Annotated in this window: 15 protein-coding genes; 4 read left to right on the top strand and 11 right to left on the bottom strand. The window is 66.2% G+C overall.

Features of this window, described 5'->3' with window-relative positions; genetic code table 11:
- Window positions 1–66 precede the first annotated feature (66 nt).
- The 4 genes from fusA to T428_RS0123345 form a co-directional block, all read right to left on the bottom strand.
- Window positions 67–2,172 carry an elongation factor G gene (fusA, locus tag T428_RS0123360; protein ID WP_025738358.1) on the bottom strand — a complete coding sequence of 702 codons (2,106 nt, stop codon included), beginning with the start codon at window positions 2,170–2,172 and terminating at the stop codon, window positions 67–69.
- A gap of 88 nt (window positions 2,173–2,260) precedes the next feature.
- Window positions 2,261–2,731, bottom strand: coding sequence for a 30S ribosomal protein S7 (gene rpsG / locus T428_RS0123355; protein ID WP_025738357.1), 471 nt, complete (start codon window positions 2,729–2,731; stop codon window positions 2,261–2,263).
- A complete protein-coding gene (gene rpsL, locus T428_RS0123350) occupies window positions 2,731–3,105 on the bottom strand; it encodes a 30S ribosomal protein S12 (RefSeq protein ID WP_007167812.1) in 375 nt (124 codons plus the stop codon). Before rpsL ends, rpsG begins: the two co-directional genes overlap by 1 nt.
- Before the next feature lie 249 nt (window positions 3,106–3,354).
- The gene (locus tag T428_RS0123345; RefSeq protein WP_025738356.1) at window positions 3,355–4,002 is read right to left on the bottom strand and encodes a TetR/AcrR family transcriptional regulator; all 648 of its coding nucleotides are present in this window, start codon (window positions 4,000–4,002) and stop codon (window positions 3,355–3,357) included.
- Between the two features lie 196 nt (window positions 4,003–4,198).
- On the opposite strand from T428_RS0123345, the gene T428_RS0123340 reads away from it, so the two are divergent.
- Both T428_RS0123340 and T428_RS0123335 read left to right on the top strand, forming a co-directional pair.
- Window positions 4,199–4,564, top strand: a complete 366-nt coding sequence (locus T428_RS0123340) for a DUF3060 domain-containing protein (RefSeq protein WP_025738355.1) — start codon at window positions 4,199–4,201, stop codon at window positions 4,562–4,564.
- 29 nt (window positions 4,565–4,593) lie between these two features.
- Window positions 4,594–5,073 carry a DUF3060 domain-containing protein gene (locus T428_RS0123335; protein ID WP_025738354.1) on the top strand — a complete coding sequence of 160 codons (480 nt, stop codon included), beginning with the start codon at window positions 4,594–4,596 and terminating at the stop codon, window positions 5,071–5,073.
- Between the two features lie 4 nt (window positions 5,074–5,077).
- Here the strand turns inward: T428_RS0123335 and T428_RS0123330 are convergent, their stop codons facing one another.
- From T428_RS0123330 to T428_RS0123305, 6 genes are all read right to left on the bottom strand, one after another.
- The gene (locus T428_RS0123330; protein ID WP_025738353.1) at window positions 5,078–5,845 is read right to left on the bottom strand and encodes a crotonase/enoyl-CoA hydratase family protein; all 768 of its coding nucleotides are present in this window, start codon (window positions 5,843–5,845) and stop codon (window positions 5,078–5,080) included.
- Complete coding sequence (locus tag T428_RS0123325; RefSeq protein ID WP_025738352.1) at window positions 5,842–6,564, bottom strand: PaaX family transcriptional regulator C-terminal domain-containing protein; 723 nt, start codon at window positions 6,562–6,564, stop codon at window positions 5,842–5,844. Before T428_RS0123325 ends, T428_RS0123330 begins: the two co-directional genes overlap by 4 nt.
- 2 nt (window positions 6,565–6,566) lie before the next feature.
- Entirely contained in the window at window positions 6,567–7,505 is a 939-nt protein-coding gene (locus T428_RS0123320; RefSeq protein ID WP_025738351.1) for a crotonase/enoyl-CoA hydratase family protein, read from the bottom strand.
- 86 nt (window positions 7,506–7,591) lie between these two features.
- A complete protein-coding gene (locus tag T428_RS0123315; RefSeq protein WP_025738350.1) occupies window positions 7,592–9,220 on the bottom strand; it encodes an acyl-CoA dehydrogenase family protein in 1,629 nt (542 codons plus the stop codon).
- 47 nt (window positions 9,221–9,267) lie between these two features.
- Complete coding sequence (locus T428_RS0123310) at window positions 9,268–10,089, bottom strand: extracellular catalytic domain type 1 short-chain-length polyhydroxyalkanoate depolymerase (RefSeq protein WP_036468765.1); 822 nt, start codon at window positions 10,087–10,089, stop codon at window positions 9,268–9,270.
- 23 nt (window positions 10,090–10,112) lie between these two features.
- Window positions 10,113–10,871 carry a deoxyribonuclease IV gene (locus T428_RS0123305; RefSeq protein ID WP_025738348.1) on the bottom strand — a complete coding sequence of 253 codons (759 nt, stop codon included), beginning with the start codon at window positions 10,869–10,871 and terminating at the stop codon, window positions 10,113–10,115.
- 262 nt (window positions 10,872–11,133) lie between these two features.
- Between T428_RS0123305 and T428_RS0123300 the strand changes: the two genes are divergently transcribed.
- A complete protein-coding gene (locus T428_RS0123300; protein ID WP_156943042.1) occupies window positions 11,134–11,598 on the top strand; it encodes a hypothetical protein in 465 nt (154 codons plus the stop codon).
- The gene (locus T428_RS0123295) at window positions 11,586–12,977 is read left to right on the top strand and encodes a hypothetical protein (protein ID WP_025738346.1); all 1,392 of its coding nucleotides are present in this window, start codon (window positions 11,586–11,588) and stop codon (window positions 12,975–12,977) included. Before T428_RS0123300 ends, T428_RS0123295 begins: the two co-directional genes overlap by 13 nt.
- 24 nt (window positions 12,978–13,001) lie before the next feature.
- Here T428_RS0123295 and T428_RS0123290 read toward each other — a convergent pair whose 3' ends face one another.
- Window positions 13,002–16,952 carry a DNA-directed RNA polymerase subunit beta' gene (locus tag T428_RS0123290; protein ID WP_025738345.1) on the bottom strand — a complete coding sequence of 1,317 codons (3,951 nt, stop codon included), beginning with the start codon at window positions 16,950–16,952 and terminating at the stop codon, window positions 13,002–13,004.
- Between the last annotated feature and the right edge of the window lie 11 nt (window positions 16,953–16,963).

The following is a 16,963-nucleotide window of genomic DNA, read 5'->3' as shown; positions in this document are numbered from 1 at the left end:
AAAGCAGTGTTGATGTTGTTGTAAGTGCCGCGGTGGTAACCGGGCTAGGTTACTCCGAGCTGATGTTCACTCGCCCGTCGCCTTCGCGATGATCTCCTTCGAGACGTTTGCCGGGACTTCGGCATACGAGTCGAACACCATGGAGTAGTTCGCCCGGCCTTGAGTCTTGGACCGCAGGTCGCCGACATAGCCGAACATCTCCGACAGCGGCACGTGCGCCCGAACGACGCGCGCACCCGCCCGCTCCTCCATGGCCTGGATCTGGCCACGGCGAGAGTTCAGGTCGCCGATCACGTCACCCATGTAGTCCTCGGGTGTGGTCACTTCGACCGCCATGATCGGCTCGAGGATCACCGGCTGGGCTTGCTGCGCAGCCTTTTTCAACACCTGTGACCCCGCGATCTTGAACGCCATTTCCGAGGAGTCAACCTCGTGGTAGGCGCCGTCGAGCAAGGTGACCTTCAGGTTCACCAGCGGGTAGCCGGCCAGCACGCCGTACTGCATCGCGTCCTGGGCACCCGCGTCCACCGACGGGATGTATTCGCGCGGGATGCGGCCACCGGTGACCTTGTTCTCGAACTCGTAGGTCGCACCGTCCTCGCCGGTGAACGGCTCGAGGTTGATGATCACCTTCGCGAACTGGCCCGAGCCACCCGTCTGCTTCTTGTGGGTGAACTCGACGTTGTTGGCCGCGCGCCGGATGGTCTCCTTGTAGGCCACCTGGGGCTTGCCAACGTTGGCCTCGACCTTGAACTCGCGGCGCATCCGGTCCACCAGGATGTCCAGGTGCAGCTCGCCCATGCCGCCGATGACGGTCTGGCCGGTCTCCTGGTCCAGGTGCACCTTGAAGGTGGGGTCCTCTTCGGCGAGCTTCTGGATCGACAGCGACAGCTTTTCCTGGTCGCTCTTCGTCTTGGGCTCGATGGCCACCTCGATCACCGGGTCGGGGAAGGTCATCGACTCGAGCACGATCTGCTGGTTCGGGTCGCTCAGGGTGTCACCCGTGGTGGTGTCCTTGAGGCCGATCACCGCGTAGATGTGCCCGGCCGAGGCGGTCTCCACCGGGTTCTCCTTGTTGGAGTGCATCTGGAACAGCTTGCCGAGGCGCTCCTTCTTGCCCTTGGTCGCGTTGATGACCTGGCTGCCGGAGTCGACCTTGCCGGAGTACACCCGGATGTAGGTCAGCTTGCCGAAGAACGGGTGTGTGGCGACCTTGAACGCCAACGCGGAGAACGGCTCGTCGGTCGACGGCTTGCGGGTGATCTCCTCGTCCTCTTTGCCCGGCGCGTGGCCGATGGCCGGCGGCACGTCCAGCGGCGAGGGCAAGTAGTCGATGACGGCGTCCAGCATTGGCTGGACACCCTTGTTCTTGAACGCGCTGCCGCACAGCACCGGGTAGGCCTCCGAGCTGATGGTCAGCTTGCGGATGGCGCCCTTGATCTCGGCGACCGACAGTTCCTCACCGCCGAGATACTTCTCCAGCAGCGCCTCGTCGGTCTCGGCGACGGCCTCGAGCAGCTTGGTGCGGTACTCGTCGGCCTTCTCCTGCAGATCGGCCGGGATGTCGACGGTGTCGTACTTCTCGCCCAGCTTGGCCTCGGCACTCCACACCTTGGCCTTCATCTCGACCAGGTCGACGACGCCTTCGAAGTCACCCTCGGAGCCGACCGGCAGCTGGATCGGAATCACGTTGGCGCCCAACCGCTCTTCCATCGTCTTGACGGAGAAGTAGAAGTCGGCGCCGATCTTGTCCATCTTATTGACGAAGCAGATCCGGGGGACGTCGTATTTGTCGGCCTGGCGCCACACCTGCTCGGACTGCGGCTCGACGCCCTCCTTGCCGTCGAACACGGCAACGGCACCGTCGAGCACGCGCAGGCTGCGCTCCACCTCGACGGTGAAGTCGACGTGGCCGGGAGTGTCGATGATGTTGATCTGGTTGTCGTTCCAGAAGCAGGTGGTGGCCGCGGAGGTGATGGTGATTCCGCGCTCCTGCTCCTGCTCCATCCAGTCCATGGTGGCGGCGCCGTCGTGAACCTCACCGATCTTGTAGCTGATACCGGTGTAGTAGAGGATGCGCTCCGTCGTCGTCGTCTTGCCGGCGTCGATGTGCGCCATGATGCCGATGTTGCGGACCTTGGTCAGGTCGGTCAGCACGTCCTTCTGTGCCACAGAAGTCTTCCCACTCTTTCGATTGCGTAGTTAGTTCGCTGTCGGTTTGCGCCCGGCCACGCTGCCGGTTTCGCCGCCTAGCGCCGGCCTACCAGCGATAGTGGGCAAAGGCGCGGTTGGCCTCGGCCATTTTGTGGGTGTCCTCGCGCCGCTTGACGGAAGCCCCGAGGCCATTGCTGGCGTCCAGGATCTCGTTCGCCAGCCGCTCGATCATCGTCTTCTCCCGGCGCTGCCGCGAGAAGCTGACAAGCCAACGCAGCGCCAGGGTGGTGGACCGGTCCGGCCGCACCTCGACCGGCACCTGGTAGGTCGCACCACCGACACGGCGGCTGCGCACCTCGAGGGCGGGCTTGACGTTGTCGAGAGCGCGCTTGAGCGTGATCACCGGATCGGTGCCGGTCTTGTCCCGAGCCTGCTCGAGCGCACCATAGACAATGCGCTCGGCGACCGATTTCTTCCCCTGCAGCAGGACCTTGTTGACCAGCTGGGTCACCAGCTGCGATCCGTAAACCGGGTCGTTGACCAGCGGACGCTTCGGCGCGGGCCCCTTGCGCGGCATCAGCTCTTCTCCTTCTTGGCGCCGTAACGGCTGCGAGCCTGCTTGCGGTTCTTGACCCCCTGGGTGTCCAGCGAACCACGGATAATCTTGTACCGCACACCGGGCAGGTCCTTCACCCGGCCACCGCGCACCAGCACCATCGAGTGCTCCTGCAGGTTGTGGCCCTCGCCCGGGATGTAGGCGGTGACCTCGACCTGGCTCGTCAGCTTCACGCGCGCGACCTTCCGAAGCGCCGAGTTCGGCTTCTTCGGAGTGGTGGTGTACACGCGGGTGCATACGCCACGGCGCTGCGGGCTGCCCTTCAGGGCCGCGGTCTTGACCTTGGCGATCTTGTCGCGGCGACCCTTGCGGACCAGCTGCTGAATGGTTGGCATCTACCGGCTTTCTGTGTTTCGTTCTGTGTCAAGCCTCTGTACTGCAGTTTTGCCCCGCCGCACTACCCCCGCGGCCGGGTGTGTCGCACCCGCTCAGCACCGGAAATATCCGATGCTTGGTGGACATGCGAATTAGCCCGGCATCCACTTCCTTACGTCAGGCGCCGTAAGCCGCCAGGCACGAGCCACCACAATACCCGCCGCTGGTCTGGCAGGTCAAAGCGGCGGCCACCGCCGCGCGCTCCGCTGTCAGTCCGAGTCGGCGGCCCCCCGCGCGGTGCGCCTGTCCAGGCCCGTTGCCAGCCGTAATACCATCTCGGTGAACAGCGCATCGGTGTCGATGTCGTCCATGACGCCGGTCATTTCCAGCAGCACGAACCCGTGCAGCGCGGACCAGAATTCGAGCGCCGCGAAAAAGGCCTGTTCGCCGTCGAGGCCGTAGGACGTCAACACCGAGATCACGGGTGCGGCGGCGGCCCGGGTCGCCGCGGTGTATTCGGGGTCGTCGCCGCCCAGCGGCATCCGGGTGAACGCCGAGTACCGGCCGGGGTGGTGATGGGCATAGCTGCGGTAGGCGCCGGCCATGACCAGCACCGCGTCGTCGCGCTCACGTCCCTCCCCCACGCGGTTCAGCATCATGATGATGTCGTCGATGACCCGGATCCGCACCGCGCGGCGCAGGTCCTCCAGGCTGTCCACGTGGTTGTAGAGCGACGGCCCCTTGGTGCCCAACTGCGTCGCCAGCGCGTTGATGGTCAGCGAGTCCCAGCCCTCCCGGTCTAGAAACGTCAGCGCACCGTCGACGATGCCGTCTCGGCTCAGCTTCCCCGGCCGGGATCCGGATCTGATGCCACGTTGGCGCCCCGCCGCCGACGGCTGTTCCGGATGAACTGCCATGGCGATCGCCCTTCGATTGCAGTCGTTGGTGAAGGTCAACTAATGACTCTAGTTGACGGAGTCGCCGATCTCCTCGGACGGACCGGGGGCGGGTCGCGGTTGGCCGGGTCGAAAAAATTTGCCATCGAGCAGGCCAATGCACGTAGGCTCAGTCCAGCAGATCCCGCCAGACAGATGCCGAGCGAAGGGGGCCGCGGTGCATTGGAGAACCGTCGCCGGATCGCTTGCAACCTGTGTCATCACCATGGCGGCCGCGGCGCCGGCCGCGCACGCCAAGAACGGCGACACCCACGTCACCGGGCAGGGCATCCAGCAGACCCTGGACTGCAACAACGCGACGCTGATCGTCAACGGCACCAGGAATTACGTCAACGCGCTCGGCAACTGCTGGGCGGTGACCGTGATGGGGTCGGGCAACACGATCATCGCGGACTCGGTCACGCACGACATCACGGTGTACGGCTACGACCAGACCGTCTTCTTTCACAACGGCGCACCGATCCTCTGGGATCGCGGCCGCGAACTGGGCATGGTCAATCGGCTGCAACAGGTGCCCGCCTGAGGTGCAGTTGCGCTACCGAGGAGGGGATTTTGCGCGTCCACATCACCGACCGTCCGTCCAAGCTCGCGACGCTCGCCCTGGCGGCTGTGGTGCTAGCCGGTTGCAGTTCGACCGCCAACCCGCCCGGGAACCCGAGCGCGACGACCAAGAGCAGCGCACCCACCACCACGACGACAACCGGCGCGGCGGCGCCCACGACTTCGAGTGGTGAAAGCACCACCGCCTCAGTCGAAATCGGAAACACACTGAACTACGGATCGATGGGGACAACGGCCACGCTCGACTGCGCCAGCGGCAAATCGCTGAACGTCGCCGGTTCCAACAACACCCTGACCGTGACCGGCAGCTGCGTGACGGTGAACGTCGGCGGGACCAACAACAAGATCACCATCGACAAGGTCGACACCCGCATCACGGTGCTCGGGCTCGACAACACGATCACCTACAAGGACGGTGAACCGAAGGTGGACAAACTCGGCTCCGGCAACACCGTCAACAAGGGCGGCTGACCGGCTAGCCGGCGGGCGCGCCGTGCCGGCCCGCGCCGGCCGCGAACCGCCCCGCCCCTTCGTTGGCCTCCGAGGCAACTATCCAGATGCTGGCGAATTCCTGGTCGATCGCGTCCGACTCCGACAACCCCCACTGCTGCAGCGCCGAAAGCCGGTCCGCGCGCAGGCACTGCTGCGGCAGGGCGGCCAATTCGGCAGCCAGCTGCTCGGCGGCTTGTCGCGCTTCACCTTTGGGGACAACGCGATTGGCCAGTCCCATTGCGAGCGCCTCGTCGGCTTTGACCCCGCGGCCGGTGAGGATCATGTCCATCGCCCGGCTGTGCCCGATCAGGCGCGGCAGCCGCACGGTGCCGCCGTCGATCAGTGGCACTCCCCAGCGACGGCAGAACACGCCGAACACGGCGTCCTCTTCGGCCATCCGCAGATCGCACCAGATGACCAGCTCCAGCCCTCCCGCGACGGCGTAGCCGCTCACTGCGGCAATCACGGGTTTGGACAACACCATTCGAGACGGGCCCATCGGGCCCGGCCCGGTGGTGTGGATCGCGTTGGCGTCCGGTGTCCCGAAAGCTTTCAAATCGGCTCCCGCACAGAAGGTTCCGCCGTCGCCCCACAGTACGGCCACCGAAGCGGAATCGTCGCGGTCGAATTCGTCGAACGCCGCGTACAGCGCGGCGGCCGTCGGGCCGTTCACGGCGTTACGCGCGTTCGGCCGGTCCAGGATCACCGTGGTCACCGGACCCTTACGCTCTACTCGCACCGGATCACTCATCTCGCCTCCAGAAGTTGAGTTGCGTCGCGCCGCTCCAGCAGTTCGGTCGCGAAGTCGTGGTAGACGCTACGCAGCCGCGCGCCCGGCCAGTCGTCGGGCAGCAGTTCGGCAGGCAGCATCGGGTCGGTGAGCAGGTGCCGCACTATCGCGGCGGCCACCACAAACCGGCCGGGAATATCGGCGGCATCGGCCATCTCGTCGAGCAACCGGTCGCCGGCTTGCGCCCACGCGGGCAGGTCCCATAGCTCGGAGACCAGCTGCTCGGGCGCGTCGTCACGCGCCTTGAGTACCCGCACCCGGTCGGCAACGTCGGGCTCCAGGTCAAGGTCGAGGTTGTCGGGGCGCATCCAAACACCCTCGCGCAGTTCACCGAAACGCTTGCGGTACATACTGGCCCGCTGCGCGGCCCGGGTGCGGGCATCGGTGCCCACACTGGTGACGATCACGACGTGCCAATCTCCGTGCCAGGCCCGGGTCGGCGGCCGAATCGCCTCGTCCTGTCGGCTCTGACGGGCCAGCAGACGATCCGAGAGCCGGTAGCCGTCGGCGGACCGGATCAGGTCGCCCGCGCCCACCATGCGGGTCAGCGCAACCCGCAACGTCGTCTCCTTGATACCGAAATCTGCTGTCAGCCTGATCAAGTCGCCCGCGGTCGCCCAGGCGGGGTGGGCGCCGAGCAGCACGCTCAGCACCACGGACCGGGCCGTCATGGTCGGCATGATTACACCTGCGAGGCCCGGCGGCCGTAGTCACCGAACGGCTCGTCGCGATGCCGTACCGCTTCGCGGAAGCCGTGCTCGACGGAGTCGGCGACGAAGTCGTGCCCCTCTTGCGTGTGCCGGGCGACACCGTCGAACACCGTGGAGACCATCCGGCTGGTGGCCACACCCTGTTGCAGCAGAGCGGAATTCAGCGCCAGCTTGACCATGATCAGCTGGTTAACCGGAACCGCGGCGATGCGAGCCACCAGCCGCTCGGTGCGCTCGTCGAGGTCTTTCGGATCCGGCGCCTCGACGGCCAGGCCCCATTCGGCGGCCTGCGCACCGGTGATCGAATCACCGGTGAACAGAAGGCGTTTGGCGCGCTGATCGCCGAGTCGATGCGCCCACAGGCCCGCCGCCGGCACACCCCACACCCGGGTGGGCGGGTAACCGATCTTGGCGTCGGCGGCGGCGATCACCTGGTCGGCATGCAGCGCGATGTCGGTGCCGCCGGCCACACAGTAGCCGTGGATCTTGACCACCGTCGGTTTGTCGGCGTGCATCAGGCTGGAAAACCCGCGCACGAATCGGCTCATCATCTGATAGTCGATCATCGGGTCCCACGGGCGATTCGGCAGGTGGTTGACGCCCTGGATCTTGCCGTCGAGCACGGTGCCCGCGTACGCCCCGGTGCCGCCCGCCGAGCCGGTGCGGTCGGCGTAGGCGGACAAATCGAAGCCCGCGCAAAAACCTTCGCCGCGACCGGACACCAGAATGACGTGCACGTCAGGGTCCAGATCGGCCCGCTCGACCAGCGCCGAGACCTCCAGCGGGGTGTCCGCGACGATCGCGTTGCCCTTTTCCGGTCGGTTGAAGGTGATCCGCGCAACCCGGTCGGTGACCTCGTAGGTCATCGTCTTCAGGTTGTCGAAGTCGACCGGCCTGATCGCGTGTGTCACTGGCGCCGCTCTTCCCCGCAAGCGGGCGGTGCCCCCCACCTCATCGCTTCGCTCTGCATCGTCGACGGCGCGTGTCACGTTGCGGCTCAGCCCTTTACGAGTGCCCGCTCCAAGATGGGGGCCAGGTCCAGCCCGGTCGGCATGGTGCCGAACGCGCCGCCCCACGCTCCGCCCAGCCTGGTCGCCAGGAATGCCTCGGCGACGGCGGGATGACCGTGACGCACCAGCAGCGAGCCCTGCAGCGCCAGGCAGATGTCCTCAGCGACCTTGCGGGCGCGATACTGAATCGTGTCCAGGCCGCTGAGGTCTTGCCGCAGCCGTTCGACGTGGCTGCCCAATCGCGGATCCTGCCTCGCGCTCTCGCCCAGCTCGGCGAACAGCACCTCGACGCATTCGGGCCGAGTTGCCATGGCGCGCAAAGTGTCCAGCGCGCTGACATTGCCGGAGCCTTCCCAGATGCTTATCAGCGGCGCCTCGCGGTACAGGCGCGGCATGCCCGACTCCTCGACATAGCCGTTGCCGCCCAGGCACTCCAGCGCCTCGGCGGCGTGCGGGGTGGAGCGCTTGCACACCCAGTACTTGCTGGCCGCCAGGCCGATCCGGCGCAGCAGCGCTTCCTTGTCGTCGCCGCGCAGCGCGTTGTCGGTGGCACCGGCCATCCGCATCGCGACGATTGTCGCGGCCTCGGCCTCGACGGCCAGGTCGGCCAGCACGTTGCGCATCAGCGGCTGGTCAATCAGATAGGCGCCAAAGGCTTTTCGGTGCTGCGCGTGGTGGATGGCGCGGGTCAGGCCGGTGCGCATGCTGGTGGCGCTGCCCAGGGTGCAGTCCAGGCGGGTGAGGTTGACCATCTCGATGATGGTCGGCACCCCGCGGCCCTCCTCGCCCACCAGCCAGGCGATCGCGCCGTCGTACTCCACCTCGCTGGAGGCGTTGGCGTGGTTGCCGAGCTTGTCCTTGAGGCGCTGCAAGAACATCCGGTTGCGGCTGCCGTCGGGCAGGATGCGCGGCAGCATGAAGCACGACAGCCCGCCCGGTGCCTGCGCGAGGACCAGGAAGATGTCGCACATCGGCGCCGAGGTAAACCATTTGTGGCCGATCAGGCTGTAGGTGCCGTCACCGTTGGGGGTCGCCTGGGTGGTGCCGGCGCGCACGTCGGAGCCGCCCTGCTTCTCGGTCATCGACATGCCCGCGGTGATGCCGGCCTTCGTGGTGGCCAGCTTGAGCTCCGGGTCGTACTCGCGACTGGTCAGCAGCGGTTCGTAAACGGCCGCCAGCTCGGGGTTGTAGCGCAGCGCCGGGACGACGGCGTAGGTCATCGAGATCGCGCAGACGTGTCCCGGCTCGACGTTCCACGCGGAGGTCTTGGCGGCCCGCACCACGTGCGCGCCCGGGCGGTCGTCGGCCCACGGCGCGGCGTGCATGCCGTGCGCGATCGCCACGCGCATCAACTGGTGGTAGGCCGGGTCGTACTCGACCTCGTCGACCCGGTGCCCGGTGCGGTCGTGGGTGTGCAGGATCGGCCGATTGCGGTCGGCGAGTTCACCCCAGCGCTGCGCCTCCTGACTGGCCGACAATGCCCCGACCGCGTGGACCTCGTCCAGGCCCCACTGCCCGCCCTCGCGGATCAGGGCCTCGACCAGCATCGGCGAGGTAGCCGGGTTGTAGTTTTCCAGCGGTGGAACCTGGTTGGTGACGACATGCGTGTCCGACATGCCACTCATATTACAGTTTTCCAACAATCGCACAAGAGGTGTAATGCCTAACGTGGGTGTGCGGCGAAGAACTCCCACAGCGTCCGGGTCGCGAACGCCGGCCAATCGTGGCCGCCCTGGTCGACCGTGGCGAGCACGACGCCGCGATTGCCGGGGCACGCCGTCGTCGAGGTGCTCACCGGGCCATCGGTCGTGACGGCAGGGGCGCCGCAGTGATCGACGTTGCGCCAGAACGCGTTCACGTCCGGCACGGAGGGGCCATTGATGACGCTGAATCCCTGTCCGCCTTGGTAGGGAACGAGACGATCGGCGGTGCCGTGAATGTGGAAGACCGACGCCGGACGCGGTGACCGGCACGCGTCGAGTTGAGTACCGGACACCGGGCCGATCGCGGCGAACGTATCCGTATCGCACGCCAGCGTGTAGGCCATGATGGCGCCGTTGCTCATCCCAGTGGCGTAGACCCGCGCGAGGTCGATGGCGATGTTCTTGGCGATGTCGGCGACGGCGGCGCCGATGAAGGCGACGTCGTCGACGCCTTCACGCGCGGGCCGACCGCAGCACCCTCCCCCGTTGACGTTCCAGGCCCGGTGCAGACCCTCGGGGTAGGCGACGATGAACTTGTCCGAATCGGCCAATTCGTCCCATTTGTAGGCTCGTTCGGCTTGCTCAGCGCTACCGAAGCCGCCGTGCAGCATCACCACCAGCGGGGCGGGCGCGGCCACGCTCGCCGGCTTGTAGAGCCGGTAGCTGCGCTCGCGTCCGCCCACCGTGATGCTGTGAACGCTGGTGCCGGCCACGAAGCCCGACGGCGGCGTCGACGACGACCATCCCGCGGCCAGGAGGACTATCCCGCAAAAGCGCGGCAAGCCGGCAGCGCATGGGCCCGCGATCAGCCGGTGGTCTTGTCCCGCAGGAACGCGATGTCGTCCTTGCGGCCGTCGTCGGAGGTTTCACAGATCACCGGCGCGTCGGCGGCTTTGACCGCGGCGACCAGCAGGTCGGGATCGATCTGGCCGGTGCCCAGATTCGCGTGGCGGTCCCGACCCGAGCCCGCTTCGTCTTTGGAGTCGTTGCAGTGCACCAGATCGATCCGGCCGGTGATCGCCTTGATCCGGTCAACGGCGCCGATCAGTGCCTCACCGGCGGCCCAGGTGTGACAGGTGTCCAGGCAGAAGCCAATTCCGCTGTCGCCGATGACATCCCACAGCCTGGCAATGGTGTCGAAGTGGCGGGCCATCGCATGGTCGCCGCCCGCGGTGTTTTCCAGGTACACCGGCACGGTGGACTCCAGTTGATCGAGCGCCTTACGCCAGCGTTGGAAACCCTCGTCGACGTCGGTGTCGTCGGCGACGTGGCCTCCGTGCACGATGACCGCCGCCGCGCCGATGTCGGCGGCCGCGTCGCAGGTCTGCTGCAGGATTTTGCGCGAAGGGATCCGTACCTTGTTGTTCGCCGACGCGACATTGATCAGGTAGGGCGCATGCACATAGATCGGCAGCGCCGCGGCCTTCAGCACGGCGGCGTCCTCGCGGGGCTTGGGCGCCTTCCAGCTCTGCGGGTTGCCGAGGAATATCTGTACTACGTCAGCGCCCTCGGCCTCCGCTGCGGCCAGCGGGTCTTGCGGACTGACGTGCGAACCGATTAGCACGTCGGCCAGTCTAGTTTCCAGGGCCGACGGGCGAGTACACCGCTGGACCCCGCGGCCCGAACATGAGATCGTCGGTGCAAACACGGATGGTCGACGGATTCGGCGGTGAATTCGAATGCCTCAGGATCTGACCGCACCCGGTTTTCCTGCCCCACATCGGCTCACGAATGCCGATCGCGCCGTCTGCAAACTCAGTTCCTTTTCGGTACAGTCGATTTCGAAGATAAACGATCTGGCCACCGGACAACTCGCGGAGATGATAATGACGCCGACGGACGCCGAAGCAACGCTGGACCTGGTACTGCCGGCACGCATCCGCGAAATCATCGAACGCAATTACTACTCAAAGGTGAACGGGAGCCTGACCCTCGAGGAGGTGGCCAAGGATCCGACCTTCCTCGAGGATCCGATCAGCCATCTCGCCCTGTTCACCGATCACGGCGTGATGCACATGCGCGATGTCGCCCATCGCATCGTCGACATGATCGCCAACGTGTCGGGCGTCAAGATCGCCGAGCGACCGCGGCAGCGCCTGGACTTCATGACGAGCTACGGCTGCCTGCTTGCCTGCGCCCACGACATCGGGATGTCCGACCTGAATCCCTTTGGACGACTGGTCCATGCGGAGTTCGCGGGCAGTAGGCTTTCGGCGAGCCGTTCGACGAGATCGTCGACATTCTATGGGAGGACAACATCGGGAACCTGGCCTGGCGGGTGCTGCGCCTGACCAGTGCGGCCGTGTTCGCCGGGCCCTCACAACGAATCCTGCGCGAGCTCGCGGCACTGGGCTATGCCCACAGCAAAAGCTCCGTGCCGGCCGCGGTGCTCAACGACGCGACGGCCCTGCGCGACAGGATGCTCCATATCCTCAGCCACCCGCTGGAGGCGCTGTACCACGCCAAGCAGCTGAAGAAGAGTCGCACCGACGAGCAACGCGCTGACCACCAGGCCGCACTGCGGCGCGCGGCGAGCCCCGAGTCATTGCAAGAGCACCACGCGCAGCTGCTCGCTCCCCACTACGACGACTTCGAGAACACGGCCTTTGCTTGGCTGGAAGTCGTTGCACCGCAAGCTCAAGAGTTCGTCACCGATGTCGTGGACACCATCCGCTGCCTACGCTGCGCGGATACCTTGCGCCAGCGCGGCACCCACCTGAGAACCTCGGGCAACTATCAGATTTTCATCGACCAGCGCACCGCGAACGTGGTCTACGCCTTGCACGACCGGGACGGGCGGACATACCTTCTCGAGGGCGACAACCCGATCAATGCCGGCGAGGCCAACCTCGAGATCGCCGAGGTCACCCACGAGGGCGACCTGCGCATCGCCTTCTTCCGCGGCAGCTTCGGGTCGGACGACGCCGTGCGCCGCGCCGCGCACAACGCGTCGGTGATCGTCGACGACATCCAGGCCGACGTCGTCGACAGCTTCATCGGCGGGACGGGCCAAGACGGCGGCCGGCGTACCTGCCTGCTGCTCGAACACACCGAAGACAATCCCGAATTCGCCCCGCTGGTAGCCGAATTGGTGGTCGCCCGCGCCCCGTCGATCAAGGATCGTGTCGTCTGCGTCCCGGCGTTGCGCAACGCGCCCGAGCAGGAGCGGCAACGCTTCCTGGCGGCCAGCGCGATCGACTGGGTCTACGAGAAGCGCGTCGCCTTCCTGCGTAATGTCGCCGACCGCGGCTACCGAACGGACCACATCGATCCCGACCTCGGCTTCAAAAGCACCCGCCTGGCCCATCTTTCGCCGGGCGAATGCCTGACCGAAGTCGGCGCCCGGGCGAGCTTCGTCTATGTCCCGCTGACGTCCGGGCTGCGCGGCCGGCCGTCGGGCGGATACGACTACTTTCGGGTCCACCCCTGGGAGCCGTTGGGCGTCACGGGCGTAATCCGGGGCGATTTCCGCAACTCCACGGTCGTCGCGGCGGATGAGGTGGATGTGCTGATCCTGCCCAAAGACGTTTACCTTCGGCACTGGCACCGCAATTACACGCCGGCGGATTTCTGCGATCTAATCCGCACGATGGCGACCTGGTTCGGCCGCGAACGCCCGGCTGACCGGGCAGTCGGCACAGTGCGCGCAACGAGAAAGCCCCGGGGGTAAGCCCGGGGCTTTCTCGTTTGTCGACTAGCGGTAGTCGCTGTAGCCGTAGTCGTCCAGCGGAACCGCGGCACCAGTGGCCTGACCGAAGTCCGGGCTGTAGTACTGATCCTCGTACGACGGGATCGTGTACGCCGCGGCGCGGGCCTCCTCGGTCGGCTGAACCTGGATGTTGCGATACCGGTTGATGCCGGTACCCGCCGGGATCAGCTTTCCGATGATCACGTTCTCCTTCAGACCGTTGAGCTTGTCGCTGCGGCAGTTGATCGCCGCATCGGTCAGCACTCGCGTGGTCTCCTGGAACGACGCCGCACTCAGCCACGAGTCGGTGGCCAGCGACGCCTTCGTGATACCCATCAGCACCGGACGTCCGGCCGCCGGCTCGCCGCCCTCGGCGACCACCCGGCGGTTCTCCGCCTCGAACTCCGCGCGGTCGATCAGCGAACCCGGCAGGAACTCGGTCGAGCCGGAGTCGATGATGGTGACGCGGCGCAGCATCTGGCGAACGATCACCTCGATGTGCTTGTCGTGGATCGACACACCCTGAGCGCGGTAGACCTCCTGGACCTCGCGGACCAGGTGGATCTGCACCTCGCGGGGGCCCTGCACGCGCAGCACCTCGTGCGGGTCGGCCGAGCCTTCCATCAGCTGCTGGCCCACCTCGACGTGGTCGCCGTCGGACAGCACTCGCTCAGAACCGTCTTCGTGCTTGAACACCCGCAGCCGCTGCCGCTTGGAGAGCTTGTCGTAGACGACTTCCTCGCCACCGTCGTCGGGGACGATGGTGATCTTGTAGAAGCGCTCACCGTCCTCGAGCTGAACCCGCCCGGTTACGTCGGCGATCGGCGCCTTGCCTCGCGGCACCCGGGCCTCGAACAGCTCCTGCACCCGCGGCAGACCGCCGGTGATGTCCTCACCGACACCACCCTGGTGGAAGGTGCGCATGGTCAGCTGGGTACCGGGCTCACCGATGGACTGCGCGGCCACGATACCGACGGCCTCGCCGATGTCGACCAGCTTGCCGGTCGCCATCGAACGCCCGTAGCAGGTCGCACACACACCGGTACCGGTGGTGCACGTCAGCACCGAACGCACCTTGATCTGCGTGATCCCCGCGGCCAGCAAGGCCTCGATCGACGGGTCGCCCAGATCCTCACCACGCGCGACGACGACGTTGCCGGCTTCGTCAACCGCGTCGGCACCCAAAGTCCGTGCGTACGCCGAGGTTTCGATGTACGGGTCGCGGATCAGGGTGCCGTCGGGCTGACGCTCGGCCAGCTCGACGATGATGCCCCGCTCGGTTTCGCAGTCGTGCTCGCGGACGATCACGTCCTGCGACACGTCCACCAGACGACGGGTCAGGTACCCGGAGTCGGCGGTACGCAACGCGGTGTCGGCCAAACCCTTTCGAGCGCCGTGGGTGTTGATGAAGTACTCCAGCACGGTCAGGCCCTCGCGGAACGACGACTTCACCGGACGCGGGATGAACTCACCCTTCGGGTTGGTCACCAGACCCTTCATGCCGGCCAGCGTTCGGGTCTGGGTGAAGTTACCCGTTGCGCCCGAGTCGACGATCGTGATGATCGGGTTGTCGGCCGGGTAGTGCTCGCGCAGCGCCTTACCGACCTCGTCGGTGGCTTCCTTCCAGATCTCCACCAGCGCCTCGTTGCGCTCGTCGTGGTTCAAAGCACCACGCTGGAACTGCTTTTCGACCTTGTCGGCCCGGTCCTCGTAGTGGTCGAGGATCTCCTTCTTCCGCGGCGGAACCAACACGTCGGCCATCGAAACCGTGACGCCGCTTCGGGTCGCCCAGTAGAAGCCGGCGTCCTTGAGCTTGTCGACGGTCTGCGCGACCACGATCATCGGGTAGCGCTCGGCCAGGTCGTTGATGATGGCGGCCTGCACCTTCTTGTGCATCTGCTTGTTCACGAACGGGTAGCCCAGCGGCAGCAGCTCGTTGAACAGCACCCGGCCGAGGGTCGTCTCGGCCATCCACGAATCGCCTGGCTGCCAACCGTTCTGGCCGAACAGCTCCGCCTCGATCTCGGCCGGCGGACGCAGCTGAGTCAGCCGCACCTTGATCGCCGCGCGCACCGAGAGCAGGCCGCGGTCGGACGCCATGATCGCCTCGGCCGGCGAGGAGTACACGCCCTGCTCCGGCTCATCCCTGGCGGCCGCGCGGTATTCGCCGTCGGCCCCGGCGACCTCGGTGGTCAGGTAGTACAGCCCGGTCACCATGTCCAGACGCGGCATGGCCAGCGGCCGGCCGGACGCCGGCGACAGGATGTTGTTACTCGACAGCATCAGGATGCGGGCCTCGGCCTGCGCCTCGGCGCTCAGCGGCAGGTGCACCGCCATCTGGTCACCGTCGAAGTCGGCGTTGAACGCCTCACACACCAACGGGTGCAGCTGAATGGCCTTGCCCTCCACCAGCATTGGCTCGAAAGCCTGGATGCCGAGTCGGTGCAGGGTGGGCGCGCGGTTCAGCAGCACCGGGTGCTCGGCGATGACCTCTTCGAGCACGTCCCACACCTGGGGACGCTGGCGCTCGACCATGCGCTTGGCGCTCTTGATGTTCTGCGCGTGGTTGAGGTCGACCAGCCGCTTCATCACGAACGGCTTGAACAGCTCCAGCGCCATCAGCTTGGGCAGACCGCACTGGTGCAGCTTGAGCTGCGGGCCGACCACGATGACCGAACGGCCCGAGTAGTCGACACGCTTGCCGAGCAGGTTCTGGCGGAACCGGCCCTGCTTACCCTTGAGCAGATCGCTCAGCGACTTGAGCGGACGGTTGCCCGGCCCGGTGACCGGGCGGCCCCGACGGCCGTTGTCGAACAGGGCGTCCACCGACTCCTGCAGCATCCGCTTCTCGTTGTTGACGATGATCTCGGGCGCGCCGAGGTCGATCAGCCTCTTGAGGCGGTTATTCCGGTTGATCACGCGGCGGTACAGGTCGTTGAGGTCGGACGTGGCGAACCGCCCACCGTCGAGCTGCACCATCGGGCGCAGCTCCGGCGGGATCACCGGAACGGCGTCGAGCACCATGCCCATCGGCGAGTTGCCCGACTGCTGGAAGGCGGCAACGACCTTCAGCCGCTTCAGGGCGCGAAGCTTCTTCTGCCCCTTGCCGTTTCGGATGACGTCACGCAGGATGTCGGCTTCGGCGTCGATGTCGAAGTTTTCGATCAGCTTCTGGATCGACTCAGCGCCCATCGCCCCGGTGAAGTACTCGCCGTAGCGGTCGACGAGTTCGCGGTAGAGGTTCTCGTCGACAATCAGCTGCTTGGGTGCCAGCTTGGTGAACGTCGTCCAGATGTCCTCGAGCCGGTCCAGCTCACGCTGGGCCCGATCGCGGATCTGACGCATCTCGCGCTCGCCACCGTCGCGAACCTTGCGTCGCGCATCGGCTTTCGCGCCCTCGGCCTCCAGCTCGGCCAGGTCGGCCTCCAGCTTCTGGACACGGGCCTCGAGGTCGGCGTCGCGCTGGTCCTCGACACCCTTGCGCTCCACCACCATTTCGGCCTCGAGCGTGGAGAGCTCGTTGTGCCGCATCTCGTCGTCGACCGCGGTGATCACGTACGCGGCGAAGTAGATGATCTTCTCGAGATCCTTCGGCGCCAGGTCCAGCAGGTACCCGAGGCGCGAAGGCACGCCCTTGAAGTACCAGATGTGGGTGACCGGTGCGGCCAGCTCGATGTGGCCCATCCGCTCGCGACGCACCTTGGCGCGAGTGACCTCGACGCCGCAGCGCTCACAGATAATGCCCTTGAAGCGAACCCGCTTGTACTTGCCGCAGTAGCACTCCCAGTCGCGAGTCGGTCCGAAGATCTTCTCGCAGAACAGGCCGTCCTTCTCCGGCTTCAGCGTGCGGTAGTTGATCGTCTCCGGCTTCTTGACTTCGCCGTAAGACCATTGCCTGATGTCCTCCGCGGTGGCCAGGCCGATACGGAGTTCATCGAAGAAGTTGACGTCGAGCACGTAACTCCCTT

The sequence above is a fragment of the Mycobacterium genavense ATCC 51234 genome, assembly GCF_000526915.1.
In the GTDB taxonomy this organism is placed as follows: Bacteria; Actinomycetota; Actinomycetes; order Mycobacteriales; family Mycobacteriaceae; genus Mycobacterium; species Mycobacterium genavense.
This window is presented reverse-complemented; position numbering and strand designations above follow the sequence as displayed.